This window comes from Thauera aminoaromatica (assembly GCF_000021765.1).
Lineage (GTDB): Bacteria > Pseudomonadota > Gammaproteobacteria > Burkholderiales > Rhodocyclaceae > Thauera > Thauera aminoaromatica.
Genome location: NC_011662.2, coordinates 1,056,215 through 1,072,912 on the forward strand (window position 1 = coordinate 1,056,215; position 16,698 = coordinate 1,072,912).

The window sequence follows — 16,698 nt, forward strand, 5'->3', positions numbered from 1 at the left end:
CGGAGCAATCTCGATGAGTCATTCCAATCTGCGTTTTCAGGTGGATTCCCGCCTCGCCACCTTGTTGAGTCAGGAATACACATCATCCGAGCGAGCGCTCAAGGAACTCGTGGACAACGCGTGGGATGCCGACGCGGAGCAAGTAACCATCGTGCTCCCGAAGCCCCTGAGCGGTGACCCCATAGTCATCCAGGACGATGGTACCGGCATGACGGAGGAGGAACTGCGCCGTCACTACTTGTCCATCGCAGCAGACCGGCGTTCGCGGCGCGGCGAGCGCACAAGCGGGAAGAATCGTTTGGTCAAGGGGCGCAAGGGTATCGGCAAGTTCGCCGGGCTCATGGCCGCAGCGGTGATGACGCTTGAAACCCGTGCGCGCGGTCGATTGTGCTGTATCACCTTGCGGCTGGACGATCTGTCCCAAGTCGAAGACATTGAACAGTTGAATATCGGCCTGCAAAGCGATCCTTGTGGGCCGGAACTGCATGGCACGACAATCACGCTGAGCGATCTGCATCAGGGCCTGGCTTATCCGGATGCCAATCGGCTGCGCCAGATCCTTTTGCAGGACTACGGGCGACAGGATGATTTTGCAATCACGATCGACGGCAAGCGGCTCGACGTCGATGATGTATCCGGTAGCTACTCGGAGCAGGAAGAGGAGCTTCCAAGTGCCGGTAAGGTAAAGCTGCGTTTCTCCATCAGCGACGGCAAGTCCGGGTTGCGTCAGCCAGGCATCACTCTGCGTGTGGACGGCAAGGCCGTTGGGCGGCCTGGGTTCTTCGGCCTTGATCAACGAGATGACTTTCCATCCAAGCTGCTGCGAAAGCTCTACGGCGAGATCGAAGCAGATGGACTGCGCGACCACATCACGGCGGGCTGGGATGCGGCGGTCGAGAACAGCGAGCTTCTGAGAGAGGTTGAGGGCTACGTCCAGCCCATCTTGCGAGAAGCCTATGAGCAGCAGTACCGGCGCGAAATTCAGTTGGCGCAGGCCCGCTTGCAGAGAGCGATCCTCGCGCGCTTGTCGGCTCTGCCAGAGCACAAGCGTGTATTTGCCGACCGCGCGATCAAGAAGATTCTCGACAAGTATTACGGCGAGCCGGAGAGCAAAGTCGAGCCGGTGGTAAATGTGCTGTTGGAAGCGATGGAGCGTTCCGACTACCGCATCCTCCTGGAGCACATCGCAGAAGCAACACCGGGCGATGTCGCTGGGGTAGCCGAGCGCCTTGATGAATTTGGCTTGGCAGAGATGGCCTTCCTTGTACAGCAAGCGACGGCTCGCCAGGTCTTCCTTGATCAACTGGACGCGCTCGCTCGTGACGCCGCTACGACGGAAGCCGTCGTGCACAAAGCCCTGGAGCGAAACCTGTGGGTATTCGGTCCCGAATACTCGCTATTCAGCTCGAACAGTACATTGCGGCGGCAAGTGGAAGATGTCCTCGGAGAGACCTACACAGGTGACAAGGCCAACAGGCGCCCCGACCTGCTCCTCAACGAGAACCTCGGCGGACAGTACCTGTTGATCGAGTTCAAGCGGCCGAGCCACGCGCTGAATCACGATGATTACGTGCAAGCGATTGGTTACAGGCACGAACTGGCAAAGTATCTCGGTTCTCCGATTCAGGTTCTGCTCGTCGGCGGCAGTCGGTCTTCCGACTTTCCTACGGACAATCGTGAACCGCATGTCGAGGCTCGGATTTTTGGTCAGGTCATCTCCACCGCGCGGCGGCAGATTGAGTGGCTGCTACGTACAGCGGAGACATGTTCAAACTGATCCACATGTCGCTACGAACTTGACGGCGCATACTCCATCGCAGCGGCACCCAGGTCACAGGTACTTCTTAAACGTCGCCGCCGCAATGCACACCGCCACGCCGAGCAGTGCGGCGCTGGGCAGCAGGATCAGCAGCGGGTTCACGCTGACCGGCAGTGCCAGGTAAGTCACCCACGGCAGCACGGCCAGCGGGATCAGGCTGGCCCTGGCGCGGTGATAGATGAACCCCGACTCGCGTCCCGCGCCGAAGCGGCGGATGTCCCGGCGCACCAGGCCATCCACCAGCCCGACGAAGGCGGCCATCAGGAACAGCGGCAAGGTCAGGCACAGCACCAGCAGCCGCACGAGGAAGACCAGTGTCGTGTAGGCCGCCGCGATCAGGTAGCTCTCCACGTTCACGGAGACCAGACCCAGGTAGTAGCGGAAGTCCTTGGTCGGGCGATGGCTGCCGGCGCTGGCCTGCGCCGAGGCGTCGCGTATCCAGTCCAGCAGACCGCTTTTCACGAACAGCCAGTCGTAGCCCTGCTCGACCAGCCGGTGCGCGGTGCGCCCCGGCTCCTGCAACAGCGCGCTGCGCGTGAAATGCGTGGAGAGCTGATCCAGCTCGTAGTGCAGCATGCCCTGCGCGTGGCGCCAGCCCTGCTCGGGCCAGAAGAAGTGCATGCCGACGCATTCGATCAGGATGCACAGCAGCAGCGCGCCGCACAGCACGCCGAAGAAGCGGAACGGCAACGTGACCAGGCCGGCGATCAGCCCCTGCTGTCGTTGCTGCTGGCGCTGGGCCGCGACGGCCGGATCGCTCATGTTTCGGCCTCTTCAGCGGCGGCCATCTGCTTGAAGTCGTCCAGCAGGTCTTCGGGCAGCGCCTTGTCCTGCAGGTCGGGGATGCCTTGGTTCTCCCACCAGTCTCCCGCCTCGACGTAGTGCTGCCGCATGTAGCCGGCCAGCTCCTGCAGATCCTTCGGCATGGCTTCGTCGGGGTCGGGCGCAGGCAGCGGCATGCGGACTTTCCAGAGGTTGCCGCCCTCGATCAGCGCGAAGCACTGCCCCTTGGGTAGCGCCACCACATGCGCCGGCTCGATCAACGGCACGCTGTTGCTGCTGATGCGGTCCTGGGTGTTGGACGTGAACGCCGTGTTGCCCTGCGGATCGGAGCTGTCGGTGGCGCCGCTCATCAGTGCCGTGGCGTACACCTCGACCTTGGGAAGTTGTCGCGTCAGCAGTTCGGCGGTGGCGGTCTCGCGCACGCGCAGCATGAACAGGTTGTTGAAGTTGCCGACCACCTGGCCGGCCTTGGCACGGTTGCCGATGCGGGCCTCGATGTCGCTCAAGGTCTGCGTGTAGGCCGTCACCTGCACGCCGGCACCGCCGCCCTTGTTGACCATCGGGATGAACTCGTCGCCCATGAGTTCATTGAATTCGTCGGCGTGGACGTTGATCGGAATCTTGGCGCCCGCCGCGGCGCCGGGCAGCCCGTCATCGATGCCGAACTTGTAGATGTGGCCGGCAACCGAGACCAGATCGCTGAACATCGAGTTGCCCACCGCCGCCGCGACTTCGGCGTCGGACAGCGCATCCAGCCCCACGTAGACCACCGCGCGTTTGCGGATGACCTGCATCCAGTCGAAGATCGGCCGCGGGTCGGACAGGTCCGAATAGTTCGGTGCGAGCAGTTGCGCGATCTTGCCGGTGGTGAGCTTCTCCAGCAGCGGCAGCAGCGAAGCGACGATCTTGTCGAAGTACGTCCGGTCGTAGCGCACGGCGCTGCGCAGGCCGTCGAGCACCGGGTCATAGATGCGCACCTGGGACAGGTACTGTTCGAGGGCCACCACGCGCTTCTCGCGCCCGATCATGTTGCGCGGGATGTTCTTGTCGTTCAGCTTCGCTTCGAGCTGGACGATGACCTCCCAGGCCTTCGGCTCGTTCTTGGCGAAGTAGTGCTGGGCGTACTCGATGAACAGCGCGTCGATGTTGATGACGTGGCGCTGGATCAGCAGATAGTCCGGCCGCTGCCCCAGCTCGACCAGCGCGCGCGCGATGATGTTGACGAAGCGCCAGGCGAATTCGCGGAACGCGGCGCTGTTGCCTTCGCCCGAGAGCTGTCCGGCGATGCGCGTGGCCACCTCGGAGATCCGCCCGAACCGGCCCACTGCGTTGTAGCGCGCCGAGATGTCCGGCCAGCCCAGATGGAACACGTAGAACTCGCCTTCGCGCCCGGCGCGCTTGGCCTCGACGTACATGCGCTTCAACAGGTCCGCATCGCCCTTGGGGTCGAAGACGATCACCACCTCGTGCTCGCCGCGGACCTTGCGGCGGATGTCCTGGGTGATGAACAGCTCGGCCAGCCGCGTCTTGCCCACGCGCGTGGTGCCCAGCACCAGGGTGTGGCCGACCCGCTCGCCCAGCGGCAGGGTGACGTCGACCTCGTGCGGCTCGATGCCATGCAGGCGCGGCAGTCCGCCGACCGGCGGCAGCGGCCGCGCCGGGTTGAGCGGGCTGTCCCAAGCCAGCGCGCGCGCCAGCGTCGAGACGGGAAACGGCGCGAACTCAAGCCGCTCCTCCAGCCGCCGGGCGGCCCGGTAGATCGCCGTCGGCTCGACGTAGCGGCGGAACTCCGGCCGGTAGGTCTGCATCAGCCGGTGCGTGTGCCGCTGCTCCCAGCGAAAGCCCCGGCCGACGAACAGCCGTTGCTGACTCACCGGCACGTCGCGGCTGGTCATCACGTAGCGCGGCAGGCGGCGGATGTTGCGGCGATAGCGCAGGATCGCCCAGGCATCGCGCAGGCGAATCGCGCCGAAGGTCAGGAAGGCCAGCGCCGAGCCCAGGCCGAGCAGCGGATTCAGCGCGAGCGACCACGGTGCCACCAGGCACAGAATCGCGGCGCCGGTGCAGACCGCCACGGTATGAAGCTCCACCGCTGGCCGCAGCAGAACCTCGACCGCATGCGGTTGTGCCATTGGCGCACCTACTGCTCGACGCCGGTGGACGTGATGAGCACCGGGTAGTGGCGCAGGCCCAGGCGCTGGGCCAGGTCGTCGCCGGAGGCCGGCGAGAGGGTCAGGCCGGGAGCCAAGCGGCGCAGTTCTGCGAGTGCCGTCGCCGATTCCACGTTGACCACCAGGCCCACGGCCTGCAGCTCGCGCAGCGCCGCCTGCCGCTGCCGCAGCCAGGCGCGCGACCGCTCGTCGTCGCCGATCAGGAACAGCGCCGTCAGGCCCGGCGCCCGGATGACGCGGCGCTGCACCTCGCCCGGCGACAGTTCCGTCGAGCGCACCGGCAGCATGGCGGCTTCGGCGTCGGCCGTGTTGCCCGCGCGCGGGGCTGGCATCGGGGCCGGCGGCGTGGCCTTGTCCGGCTGGGGATTCAGCGGCCGGTAGTACGGCAGCGCGGAGGCGCCGCCACGATCTTCGACGACGATCAGCGGCGCGGAGGCGGTCTGGGCGAAGACGGTGGTCGTGGACAGCAGCCCGATGGCGGCGATGAGGACGATGTGGTTCATGGCGTGGTGGCCTGGAGGGTTGGAACGGGAACGCCGGGGTCGAGCACGCGGGTCAGGTGCCGATGCACACTGCGCCGGTAGCGCGCCGCAGGTGCCCCGCCGGCGGGCCGGTGGTAGCGGCCGATGGCAAGCAGCCAGTCCTCGCCCGGCGTGTGCTGTTCGCGCAGGATTTCCGCGGCGATGGCGAGGTTGCGGTATGGGTCCAGCAGCTCGCAGGGCTGCGTGTAGCGATGCGTGTGGTAGCCGAGATTGACCTGGCCGAGGCCGGCGTCGATGCGATTGGCCGGCGTGTGGGTGAGCGCACGGTGCAGCCCCGCGCAGGCCTCGGCGCGGGTGGCGTAGCGCTGTGGCGTGCCGGCGACGTTGAGCGTCCACGGCCAGGGGATCAGGCGCCCGCGCAGCATGGCGCCGCTCTCCTGCAAGGCCACCGCGTACAGCACCGCCGCCGGCACGTCTGCACGATGCGCCGCCATTTGATAGGCCGGAGGTGGCACATCACGCGCCAGCGCCGCCAACGACCAGCCCCCGCTCGCGAGCAGCAGCGCGGCACCGATCAAGCGGATGGCGACGCGGGACGGCCGACGCTCCCGGCCCGGAGTACCTATTGCCGCTGCCATTGGCCGTTCACCTCGCGCACCACGGCCGGCAGATCGCCGGGCAGGCCGAGCGACAGCCAGCGTCCCGCATCGTGGTTGAGCGTGATGGTGCGGGCGCGCACCCTGGCCGGGTCGATGCCCGCCTGGGTGGCCCACTGCCGGATGCGCGCGTCGTCCTGACGGCTGCCGACCATGTAGAGATCGAAGGCCGTACCGGCCGCCTGCAACTGCTGCACGCGCTGCGCACACGGTGCGCAGTCGGCCTTGACGAAGACCGCCAGGCGCCCGGAGCCGGTGTTGCCGGCACCCTGCGCCTTGGCGCCGGGCAGGCTCACGCGCGGCTGGCCGGGAAACAGGCGCTGCCACGCCGCGTCGTAGGCCCGCTGGTAGGCCAGCGTCTTGCCGACGCGCCGGGCCTCGGCCTGCACCTGCAACTCCGCGTAGCGCCTGCGCTCCTCCTCGCTGCGGGCCTCGATGCCCAGCGCCGTGAGCGGATCGAGCTGGGGCGAATAGACCCCGAGCGGCCCCTGCATCAGTTGCCGGTAACGGGCCCACTCCTCCGGGTGAAGCCCCCACTCCCGCGCCTGCCTCTCGTCGAGCGCAGCATCGGCGCCCGGCTGCACCTGGGCGGGCACCATGCGCGAGTTCGTCACCGGGGCCGGCTGGGCGGATGCGCCGAAAGCGGCGAACAGGACGATGGCAGCGAGCAACGGCCACAGGTTCATGGCGACCTCCTACGGTACCGCAACGCGCTGCGTCTGCCCGTTCACCCGGAACACGCCCGCCTGCGCCTCGATGGACTGCAGTTGCCAGCCGCCCTCGGCATCGCCCTCGCGCAGCAGCCGGGTGCCCGCGAGCGAGGCCGCGGCGGTGGAGGTGATCGACAGAAAGCGCTCGCCTCCCCGCAGCTCCACGCCGAGCACCCGGAACGGCGGCTCCGGCACCTTGGGCTTCGTCGCAACCGGAGCGCGCGGGCGAGCGGCGGATGCCACCTGCCGGGTCTTCTCCAGGCGGGTTTCGATTCCGTTCACGCGCGCCTGCAGCGTCTGCAGGTCGATGGCCAGGGCCCTCGCCTCATCGGCCTCTTCGAGGCGCGTCATCCGTTCGTCCAGCGCCTGCCGCGCGTTGGCGAATTCGGTCCGGCTGATCGGCGCCGGCCGGCGCTTGTCCGCATCGGCCTGTCGTTCGAGATCGGCCACGCGCAGGCCCAGCGCATTGACCTGCGCATCCTGTGCGCTGCCCTGGGTCTGTTCGGCGAGCCGCGACAGGCCGACGCTGTTGATGAGTGCCACGGCACTGATGAGCAGCAGCCAGAAGGCCGCGGAGATCCTGAGCCAGCGCGTGCGGGAATTGCGCTCGGATGGCGCTTGGGGAAAGGTCATGGCTGCATCTCCTCGGGCCGGTCGGCGTCCGGCACGGGCGTGGCGGTGCCGGGCGGGTTGGCGGAAAGGAAGGCGGGATCGCCGTGCCGGCTGAAGCAGACCTGGCGGGTCAAGTCATCGACCGACAGCTCCCAGGCGGGGCCGGCAAGGGTCAGCAAGGCATCGCGCAGCATCAGCGGACCCAGGCGCAGGTGTGCGGCAGGCAGCGGCAGCGCGTAGAGCGTGGTGGCTTCGGCCGCATCGCAAAGCCGGTAGCCGGAGCGCAGGAGCACATGGCGCATGGCATCGCCCACGCTGGCATCGAGCATGGGCGGAATCGAGACCTCCACCGCCTGCTGCAAGAGATCACGCTGCGCAGGTTCCGGCACCAGCTCGACCAGGGTGTAGCGTCCGTAGCGGGCCACGGGGATCAGCGTGGGTGCTATGGCATCGGGCGGTACCCTGACCGCCTCTTCCACGAGTGGCGGGCTCGGCGGCGCCGCGGTGGTGGCACATCCGGAGGCCAGGACGCAGACCGCCAGCAAGCCGGGCGCGACCGGGCGGCGAAGGAAACGGTTGGACAGTCGCATGTGACGGCTCCCTGGAACGTGGAACCGTCACCATCGCCGCGGCAGGTATTCGCATCAGCAAACAAAGGGAACCGCGATTCAACCGACTTCCTGGAGGGCGGATGGTCAGGTGCGGCCTCCCTGGGGATTCAGGGAAGCGGCTGGCGAAGCCGGGTGAGCAATTTGTTCGCGTTAAGTCACGAATAATGATATGTTGCGCGAAACGCTTGAGGAAACTCCATGGCCGCCCCCAGCCCCTTGTCTGCCGTACTCGACGCGGCCGAACGTTCCGGCAAGCTGAACCTGCGCACAGAGGACATTCGCGCAGAGCTGCCTGGCGTCAGCCCAGCAGCACTGCACCAGGCACTGCATCGGCAGCAGCGGCGTGGCCGGCTCGTCCGCCTGTCCCGCGGCTCGGATCACTGGCTCATCGTGCCCCTGCAGCACGCCGCCTCCGGTGCCCCACCCCCGGAAGCCTGGCTGGACCGCTACATGAGCAAGACGCTGGGTGTTCCCTATTACGTCACGCTGCTGAGTGCCGCCGAAACCTATGGAGCGTCGCCTTACGCGGTGATGGTGACGCAGGTGATGGTGCCCGAACGTCGGCGTCCCATCACGGTCGGTCGCCACGAGGTGGTGTTTCACACCCGCGCACGGATCGAAGACATGCCGACCCGCTGGCACGAGACGCCGGACGGGCGCTTCAAGGTCGGTACACCGGAACTGACTGCGCTGGAACTGGTAGAGCGCGTGGCCCTGGTCGGCGGCATGGCCCGAGTTCGAGAGGTACTGCGGGAGTTGTGGGTGTCCTGCACGCCGCAGGGGTTGATCGAGGCGCTGAATGCCCTGCAGGAAGTCCCGACCGCACAACGTCTCGGGGCCTTGCTTGCCCTGGAGGACCAGGGCGCCCTCGGGTCGCGGGTCGCCGAATGGTTGCGCGACAAGGCGCTGCGTCTCATCCCCCTGGAGCGAGGACAAGCGCCGGATACATCGTCTGAAGTCGATACCACTTTCAAGGTGCGACTGACCTTTGATGCCAGGAGCGCCAATACATGATCCAGCATGCCCACCTGACGGCCTGGCAGAGCCATGCGCCGTGGCCCAAGCGCAGTCAGATCGAGCAGGATCTGCGGCTATCCCGTGGTGTGGCGGCCATCTTCGCCGATCCTGTCCTGGGCGAACATTTGGCGATGCGCGGTGGCACGGTCCTACACAAGGCGCACCTGGCACCGGCCGCACGCTATTCGGAAGACATCGATCTGGTGCTCGTCAAGGCGATGGATACGGAAACGCTGGATCAACATCTGCGCCGCGTGCTGACGCCGGTGCTGGGACAGCCGGCCGACTCGCTGATCGCCGACGCCTGGCTGGCGATTCGCAACGTACTGCGGCCGTCGAAGATTCTGCGCACCGCCTATCGATTCGTACCAGTGGGCCTGCGGCGCGAGGAAACCATCAAGGTCGAGGTCAACCTCAACGAAAGCGCGTCGCTGTACCCGCTGGTTGGCGTCGAACTGGACACGCTGGACGAAGAAGGCGAGCGCATTCGTGCCGTCGTGCGCTCCTACGACATCAATGAAATGTTGGGCACCAAGACGCGGGCGTTGATGCAGCGCGAGCAGGGACGCGATCTCTTCGATCTTTTTCATGCCTGGCAACTCAGTGAGGCGGGTACCACCCCCTATCCGGTGGACGGCGCCATGGCGATGGAAGCCTTCGCCTGGTATCTGGACAAGGAAGGAACTCGAATGGACTGCGACGAAGCCAATGCACTGCTTGATGCCAGGCTGCGTAAGGCGGCCTTTCGTCGCGACATGGACACGCTGTTGCGGCCGGGATTGCCCAAATTCGATGTTGATCAAGGTGCCGTAATTGTGCGGGCGGCTTATTTCAAGCACTTGAAGCCATAGTGTTATGGCACGGGAGATTAGGTTCTCTACCGAGTTGCACGAAGCATTGAACGACCTTTCACGGCGACCGGAGGCCGAAATAACCGGGGACATCAGCATGCCATGGCTGCCTTGGAATGCTTGCGACGCGATGTCACTGGCAGCAAAGATATGCTCGGGCAAACGCATCAGCAAACAAAGGGAAGCCTATGCGCCTTGGCCAACGCGCAGTCAGATCAAGCAGAACCTGCGCCCGCCCCGAGGTGTCGCCGCCGTCTTCGGCGACGAAGTACTGCGCGAGCAGACGCTTACAGTGGTTGCACCAATTTGGCCAAATGAATCGAACTGATTATGAGTGATGATGACGCTGGCGCAGCACCAATAACCATCGACAAAGTTCGAGCATCAAAGGCGGGCCATGCCTTTCATGAAGCTTGGGCCGCGCGCTCCGCTCTTGAACTCCTGCCCCCGTCGACCGACCTTACCGCTATCACGCTCGAGGGTTTCGATGAGCGAGACGAACAGAGCTTGGGAACTGGTGCGGTCGAGATTGCCGATCTCGTCCGGTACCACGGCGCCACCGATGTTGCCCGGGCGCATCGAGTCACGGTCGTTCAGTTCAAATACTCGATCGCAAGCGCCGACACGGCAGTGCGAGCTGCTGACTTGGCATCAACTCTTGCCAAGTTTGCCGCGACCGATGCCGAGCTTCGGGCGATGCATGGGGATGATCATGTTCTCGCCGTGGTCCGGTATGAATTTGCTACGAACAGGCCCATCCACGAGAACTTGGGGAAGGCGATCGCAGCGGTTGTCGCAGGCACGCAAGAAGCCGGTGATGTAGCCCGCCAAGCAGGCCAGATCAGTGAAGCTCTGAAAGAGTATCCCCATCCCTTTGCAGACCTACTGCGGCGAATGGAAATGGTCGGTAGCAAGGGAAGCTTGATAGAGGCTGAGCGTGCGATTTCAACAACGCTCGCCGCATGGAGCGAGCCAGGGGATCCGGATGCGGAGAAGCGCCTGCTGAAGTTGCGGAATCTCATCAGGATCAAGGCCGGTCCCGGTAGCGAGACGGACAAACGCGTTGACCGGGTAGCGGTTTTGGCTGAGTTGGAAGTGGAGCACGAGGATCGGCTGTATCCCACGCCCGACGCGTTCCCCGAGGTTGAGGTAGTCATTCAGCGCGATGTTCTTGGCGACATTGCGACCCTCGCCCGTGAAGCTGGTCTTCCTCTCGTTGTCCATGCTGCGGGCGGGATGGGCAAGACTGTCTTGATGCAAGGCCTCGCCGACCGATTGCGAGCCGATGGCCCCGTGGTGCTCTTCGATGGCTTCGGCGCCGGTCGCTGGCGGGATCCTGCTGACGGTCGGCACCTCCCGGAAAGGACGCTTGTCCACCTTGCCAATCTCATGGCCGGACAAGGCCTGTGCGACATTCTGTTGCCAGTGGCGGACGTTACGGGCTTGCTCAGGGCATTCCGCCGACGGCTCGCTCAATCGGTGGAGACGGCTCGGCGAACTCGCAGCGATGCATGTGTATCACTAGTGCTCGATGCGATCGACCACGCCGGGCTTGCCGCGCGGGAAACCGCGACATCATCCTTCGCACACCTTCTCATGCGCAGCATCAGCGTAGAGCCAATCGACGGCGTTCGCATCGTCGTATCGTGCCGGACTGAACGGCTCGCGCTGGCAACCGGCGATACCTCGCATCGTCCTTTCACAATTCCACTGTTCACTGACGCGGAAGTACGAGCCCTCGTCGAGCGGCGTGTGCCGGATGCTTCGGCCGACGAGATCGCCGCTTTGCTGACACGGTCAGGTCGCAACCCACGCTGTCTCGACAACCTGATCGCGGCCGGACGGCCGTTTGATCCCGTGTCTTTCCCTGACACCCCGGGAGAGCCGCAAGATCTGCTCGACGTGCTGCTTCGCAAGCGTCTCACCGAAGCGCGCGAAACCGCACGCGCTCGTGGTGCAAGCGATGCGGACATTGACCTCCTGCTCACAGGCATCGCCTTGCTGGCGCCCCCAGTTCCTATTGAAGAGCTTGCTGCGGCTCACGGCTTGATCGCGGAGCAGGTTGAGAGCTTCGCGGCCGACCTCGCCCCCTTGCTTGAGCGAACGCCACACGGCCTGATGTTCCGCGACGAGCCGACCGAAACCCTGATCCGATCGAGCTACGGCGCGAGCCAGGCCGGTCGAGATCGCGTTATCGCCGCTCTCCAAGAACGCCAACTCACTTCAAACTATGCAGCCCGGGCACTGCCCGCGTTGCTCACCTCGCTACGTGATGCCGATCAGCTCATCCAACTCGCCTACGACTTGCGTGTTCCCCGAGGCGCTTCACAGGTAAGCGCACGCGACATCCGTCTGTCGCGGATCACTGCCGCGATAGCGCTGGTGGGAGAGCTGAAGCGGCGCGATGATCTTCTCCGTCTGCTGCTGGAAGCATCGCTCGTTGCCGCGGGCCATGAGCGATCCGACCGCTTCCTATACCAGTATCCTGATCTCACCGCGGTAGCGGGTGACCCAGAAGCCTTGCGACGGCTTTTCGCGACCAATGTTGGCTGGCCTGGAGGGAAACACGCCGCGCTTGCACTTGTGAACGCCTTCGCCGGTGACCGAGACGAAGCCCGTCGCCATGCTCGGCGATCAATCGATTGGCACAATTGGGCCGCGCATAGCAAACGTAGCGCGCGCTTTAGCGAATCGAGCACCTCAAGGCAATGGGACGACATTGGCTTCGCCTATGTCGAGATGCTGGCGGGCAATGACGTGCGCGTTGCAGAGTTCTTCGCCCGTCGAGAGGACGGTGTGGCCTTCGCCAAGTTTAGCGACTTGTTCGATCTTCTGGATCGACACCAGTGTTCGGCGCATCCGCCCAAGACGCGCGTCGCAACGCGGCTGTTGCGTTGTCGACTGCCATCTCGCGCACTCTACGCCGCCGCGCTTCCATTCGTCGGCCGTGAACCATCCCACGCCAGAAGGCTTGTCACGGCACTTGCAGCCGCATCTTCTGGGACTGGCAAAAGCGAAGCCTTGGCGATGGCCAGCGTACTGGCATCGGCCCTGGCGATAGTGCTCGGCATGGAGAAAGAGGCAGCAAGCATCCTCGCTGGAGCTGCACTTACACCACCAAGCGTTTATGACTATTCCAGTCACTATCCGAGCGACCGTGCGATCCACGTGACCGTACTGGCCGCCGGTGTTCGAGCCGCCTTGAGCCGGAAGCGCGCCGCCTTGGCTGACATAGCGCCAGCGGAATTCATCGGGTTGGTGCCTGCAAGTGCTCGATCGCGGGGCGCAGCAACCTTCAGTCGGGTGCTTAACCAGAAGCTAGCGGCTCCCAAGTTCGATGGAACTCGGCACCGACGGAAGAGGCGCAATGAACTCGACGAGGAAAAACGATCAAATTACTCGCGTGCGCTTGGCAGCCGAATCCTGCCGATGCTGAACTATGCGCAGGATGTCGCCGACATCATTCGACCGCCAAATGGAAAGGCGCGGGACGAGATGGTGGCCGCGGCCTTTGACCGACTTGTCCATGAAGTCGCGCAGTCATCCGACTATCCGTATCGGGACGGGAAGGCATATCTCGCGCGAAACGGCTTCCGAGTGATTTTCGACCTTGCCGACTCGTTAGGTGCGCTCAATGCCGCGATGGCGAAGCGCATGGTCGAGTGGGCAGCGAGCGCGCCGGGCCTATTCACGCCGGAACTTACCCAGGCGGTTGCTCGACTATCGCGCCTCCCACAGTGCCATGATGCAGCGCTCCTCCTTGCTGGCCATGTCGAGCGCAAGATCCAACTCGATACCGATGTCGGATCCCGCATCTCATCCTACGGTGACCTCGCTCGCGCAGCCTGGCGAGTGAGCACCGAAGAGGCTGCGGCCTATTTTCGCCGTGCGCTCGATCTTGCCGAGGCCATTGGATCGGATGACTTCGATCGTACCAATCACTTGCTGGAGCTGACCGGCCACTATTCGGGTCCCGAACTTTCGCCGGCGGCGGTGCACACCCTGGCGCGTATCCTCGAACTGAATCAGAACGAGGATGGCAAATTCCCCTGGACGGAGTACGCGAAAACGATGGTGCCGATTGCTGGTCGGGCGATGTTGGCTACGTTGGCACGGCTGGATGATCGTGACGCTGCTCGGCTCGGACTGTCGCTCGGCCCAGCGTTAACTGTCCTCGTTCGTGATTCGAAGCTTTCAGTTGAAGCCGCCGTCGCGCTATTTGGTTTGGCTGCTCCAGTCGAAACGTGGACGTGGCACATCTCGGGCTTCGCGTCAGAGGTCATTGGTCGCCTACCTCAAGAGCGGCGGGAATGGTTCTTCGACCTCCTTCTGGTCGAGATCGATCGTGAGGATCAACTGTCTCCCGCACGGGAGACGATCGAAGGGCTACATGACCTCGCTGAGCGCAGTCTTCCTGCCACTTCTCATGCTCGAACACGAATTGAGGGCCTGCTCACTCGCCTTGGACCCCAATCCGAATCGCGAACGGTCATCTCCCCGTCAACCGCGATGGAGCCGCCGGTCGTCTTCCCGGTGGACCTCACGGACTCGGACGACATTGACCGCCAGATTCTCAGCGAGGAGATTGATCAGTCGGGACGGCGCTGGCCGGTTCGGACACTGATTGATCTGGCCAAGCGAGCAAACTCTCCCGCCGAACGCCTCGGGTTCGTCCGCGCGGTCGTTGAAGCAACCGCTGCCACGCTTGCCGACAAAATCCACGCGCTGGACGACTACTTGGAGGAATGGGGTAGGTCGTCGGCGGCTATGCGCGATGCTCTGCCTGACTTGGGACTGCGCCTTGCCACCAAGCACGCCGCCGAACTTGCCAGTTCAAGCACCGACGCGTGGGGCAACTGGCGGGGGCTGGAGCAGCATTTTCATGCCGACCGTGCAGTTCTTGTCGAGCACGTAGTTGCAGCGCTCCGGAGCACCGCGGACAGTCTTGGTGGTAATGCCTGGCTCGCACTCGCCGCGAGACTGGCGTCTGACGTCAGTGCCAGCGCCATTGCGGAAGGCCTCGAACGGTTTCTGGAGAACACAGATGAAAAGCTGCCGTCCGAAGTTGGGGACGGGCCGTGGGACGCGCGTTTTACGGTTCCGTCTGACGAGGCGACATTCGTGGCGGGACTCGTGTGGGCGAGGCTCGGCCATCCCATCGCAGCAATGCGCTGGCGCGCAGCCCATGCGGTGCGGCGCCTGGTGGTGGCCGGACGGTTCGATGTCATTGAACGACTGATCGAGCGATTCGGGTCTGCTTCGAGCTTGCCGTTCGGCGATGCGAAGCTGCCTTTCTACTTAATGCATGCGCAGCTCTGGCTGTTGATCGCACTCGCTCGCGTAGCGAAAGACGCTGCTTCCGCGTTTGCCTCCCATCGCGCGTTCTTCGAGCGAATCGCCTTTTCCGCTGAGTTCCCGCACGTTGTCATGCGTGCGTTCGCGATAGACGTACTTCGCGAGCTTGCGCCTGCACTCGCACCCCAAGAGCGCGAAGCTCTGATCGCCAAGCTTGGCCTCGCAAACCGGTCGCCCTTCCCATCGGCTCCTCGAACCGACTACCGCGAGTTCCGGTATGCGCCTAGGCCAGACGCCTCGCCGCGCCCAGAGGATGGCTTCCACCTCGACTACGACTTCAACAAATATCAGGTCGAGCGTTTGTGCCACGTCTTCGCTTGTCCAGGCTGGGAGGTGGAGGACCGCATCAGCGCGTGGGTGCGGCGTTGGGACACAACCGTGCGAGGAATGCATGATTGCCCGCGTGGCAGAAGCGATGACGCATCTTGGTCTTCGGGGTATGTTCCGGATCGAGATCCGTACGGGGGATATCTCGGATGGCACGCACTCATGCTTGTCGCCGGTGAGTTGCTGGCGACACGGGCGGTTGTCGGCGAAGACTGGGGCGGTGATGCTTGGGCCGCGTTCCTGGGGGAGTACACGCTGTCAAGAAGCGATGGTCTCTGGCTTGCCGATCTCACCGATCCGTTTCCGCTCGACCTTACCAAGGAGGCGGACATGCCTATGCCGGAGAGCGGTGAGAGAGGCACCGTTCGCGAAGACAGCAATCTGCTGGCACCGTTGCTCGGCTTACTGGACGGCAAGGCGGCGACGGATTGGCTTCCGGTCGCAGGACGTTGGTCGATCGGGCGAGACACAACTGTCACGCTTCAAAGCGTACTGGCGAATGCCGGCGATGCGCGAGCGGTGGTCTTGACCGTGCTGTCAGCTGAAGCATTCTTTAGATGGTTGCCGGACGATGAAGATGAGATTGCCCGTCACTTCGGCGGCGACGGTCACACGGTTCAGCCATGGGTCGCAAAGACACCGAACACCGAGCGCCAGCTCGATCGGCATGATCCTTATGGTGCCGCCACCGCACTCGACAGACCTTTCCCATCGGATTGGACGCGAGAGCTGTTGGGGACAGTCGCGGATGATGAGGTAGTCCGCAGTTGGTCAATCGGCGGGAGAACAGCGTATCGCGCAGAAGCTTGGGGTGCTGAGGGCGGACGGGGTGAATACGCCTGGAGCGAGACTGGGTACCGCTTGTTCGTCGGTCGTGACGCATTGCTTTCCCTGCTCAAGGTGTCCGAGCGTAGTCTTGTCGTCGCACTCACGCTCCAGAAATACCATAAAGGGAAATCGAGCGGACGTGCCGGAGACTCCAGCGGCTTTACCCATCGGTCGCTGGTGGTTGTCATCGATGAACGTGGCCAGATTTGGTCGCCGCGAGGCCTCTCTCGACAAGCCAAGGGAGCTCTTGCGACGCTCGACCCCGATCAGCGACGCGATTTCTATCCGCGGTTCCGCGCAATCGCGGGCCTGCCCGATGAGCGGCGCCGTCGGCGCGACAACCTACTGGATCTCGACGGCATTGACTTGGCGTTCATCAAGAATCCGAATGGAAGTTAACCGGCTCACTGCCGACCGATACTGACATCCGGTCGTATGACCGCTGTGGCCGAGCAAGAGACGCCCTCGTGGCATCA

At 64.2% G+C, this 16,698-nt stretch carries 12 protein-coding genes; 5 read left to right on the top strand and 7 right to left on the bottom strand.

Annotation, left to right across the window (positions count from 1 at the left end):
* Nucleotides 1-13 precede the first annotated feature (13 nt).
* The gene (locus tag TMZ1T_RS04705; protein WP_012584745.1) at nt 14-1,777 is read left to right on the top strand and encodes an ATP-binding protein; all 1,764 of its coding nucleotides are present in this window, start codon (nt 14-16) and stop codon (nt 1,775-1,777) included.
* A 54-nt stretch (nt 1,778-1,831) separates the two neighbouring features.
* Here TMZ1T_RS04705 and TMZ1T_RS04710 read toward each other — a convergent pair whose 3' ends face one another.
* Genes TMZ1T_RS04710 through pilL2 form a run of 7 tightly spaced genes read right to left on the bottom strand, consistent with a single transcriptional unit; the run spans nt 1,832 to nt 7,823 of the window.
* The gene (locus tag TMZ1T_RS04710; RefSeq protein WP_012584746.1) at nt 1,832-2,581 is read right to left on the bottom strand and encodes a TIGR03747 family integrating conjugative element membrane protein; all 750 of its coding nucleotides are present in this window, start codon (nt 2,579-2,581) and stop codon (nt 1,832-1,834) included.
* Nucleotides 2,578-4,734 carry a type IV conjugative transfer system coupling protein TraD gene (traD, locus tag TMZ1T_RS04715; RefSeq protein ID WP_012584747.1) on the bottom strand — a complete coding sequence of 719 codons (2,157 nt, stop codon included), beginning with the start codon at nt 4,732-4,734 and terminating at the stop codon, nt 2,578-2,580. Before traD ends, TMZ1T_RS04710 begins: the two co-directional genes overlap by 4 nt.
* Before the next feature lie 8 nt (nt 4,735-4,742).
* Entirely contained in the window at nt 4,743-5,276 is a 534-nt protein-coding gene (locus TMZ1T_RS04720) for an integrating conjugative element protein (protein WP_012584748.1), read from the bottom strand.
* On the bottom strand, nt 5,273-5,893 hold the full coding sequence (locus TMZ1T_RS04725; RefSeq protein WP_012584749.1) for a lysozyme family protein: 621 nt from the start codon (nt 5,891-5,893) through the stop codon (nt 5,273-5,275). The genes TMZ1T_RS04720 and TMZ1T_RS04725 overlap by 4 nt, the downstream gene beginning before the upstream one ends.
* Entirely contained in the window at nt 5,878-6,597 is a 720-nt protein-coding gene (locus TMZ1T_RS04730) for a TIGR03759 family integrating conjugative element protein (protein WP_012584750.1), read from the bottom strand. The genes TMZ1T_RS04725 and TMZ1T_RS04730 overlap by 16 nt, the downstream gene beginning before the upstream one ends.
* Nucleotides 6,598-6,606: 9 nt before the next feature.
* Nucleotides 6,607-7,254, bottom strand: a complete 648-nt coding sequence (locus TMZ1T_RS04735; protein ID WP_012584751.1) for a hypothetical protein — start codon at nt 7,252-7,254, stop codon at nt 6,607-6,609.
* The gene (gene pilL2, locus TMZ1T_RS04740; protein WP_012584752.1) at nt 7,251-7,823 is read right to left on the bottom strand and encodes a PFGI-1 class ICE element type IV pilus protein PilL2; all 573 of its coding nucleotides are present in this window, start codon (nt 7,821-7,823) and stop codon (nt 7,251-7,253) included. The genes TMZ1T_RS04735 and pilL2 overlap by 4 nt, the downstream gene beginning before the upstream one ends.
* A 219-nt stretch (nt 7,824-8,042) precedes the next feature.
* On the opposite strand from pilL2, the gene TMZ1T_RS20220 reads away from it, so the two are divergent.
* The 4 genes from TMZ1T_RS20220 to TMZ1T_RS04755 are packed head-to-tail and all read left to right on the top strand — an operon-like array spanning nt 8,043 to nt 16,621.
* Complete coding sequence (locus tag TMZ1T_RS20220) at nt 8,043-8,858, top strand: type IV toxin-antitoxin system AbiEi family antitoxin domain-containing protein (RefSeq protein ID WP_012584753.1); 816 nt, start codon at nt 8,043-8,045, stop codon at nt 8,856-8,858.
* The gene (locus TMZ1T_RS04750; RefSeq protein WP_012584754.1) at nt 8,855-9,712 is read left to right on the top strand and encodes a nucleotidyl transferase AbiEii/AbiGii toxin family protein; all 858 of its coding nucleotides are present in this window, start codon (nt 8,855-8,857) and stop codon (nt 9,710-9,712) included. Before TMZ1T_RS20220 ends, TMZ1T_RS04750 begins: the two co-directional genes overlap by 4 nt.
* A gap of 46 nt (nt 9,713-9,758) precedes the next feature.
* Nucleotides 9,759-10,040, top strand: coding sequence for a hypothetical protein (locus TMZ1T_RS21030; RefSeq protein ID WP_187283025.1), 282 nt, complete (start codon nt 9,759-9,761; stop codon nt 10,038-10,040).
* A gap of 2 nt (nt 10,041-10,042) precedes the next feature.
* The gene (locus tag TMZ1T_RS04755) at nt 10,043-16,621 is read left to right on the top strand and encodes a hypothetical protein (protein WP_012584755.1); all 6,579 of its coding nucleotides are present in this window, start codon (nt 10,043-10,045) and stop codon (nt 16,619-16,621) included.
* Nucleotides 16,622-16,698 lie beyond the last annotated feature (77 nt).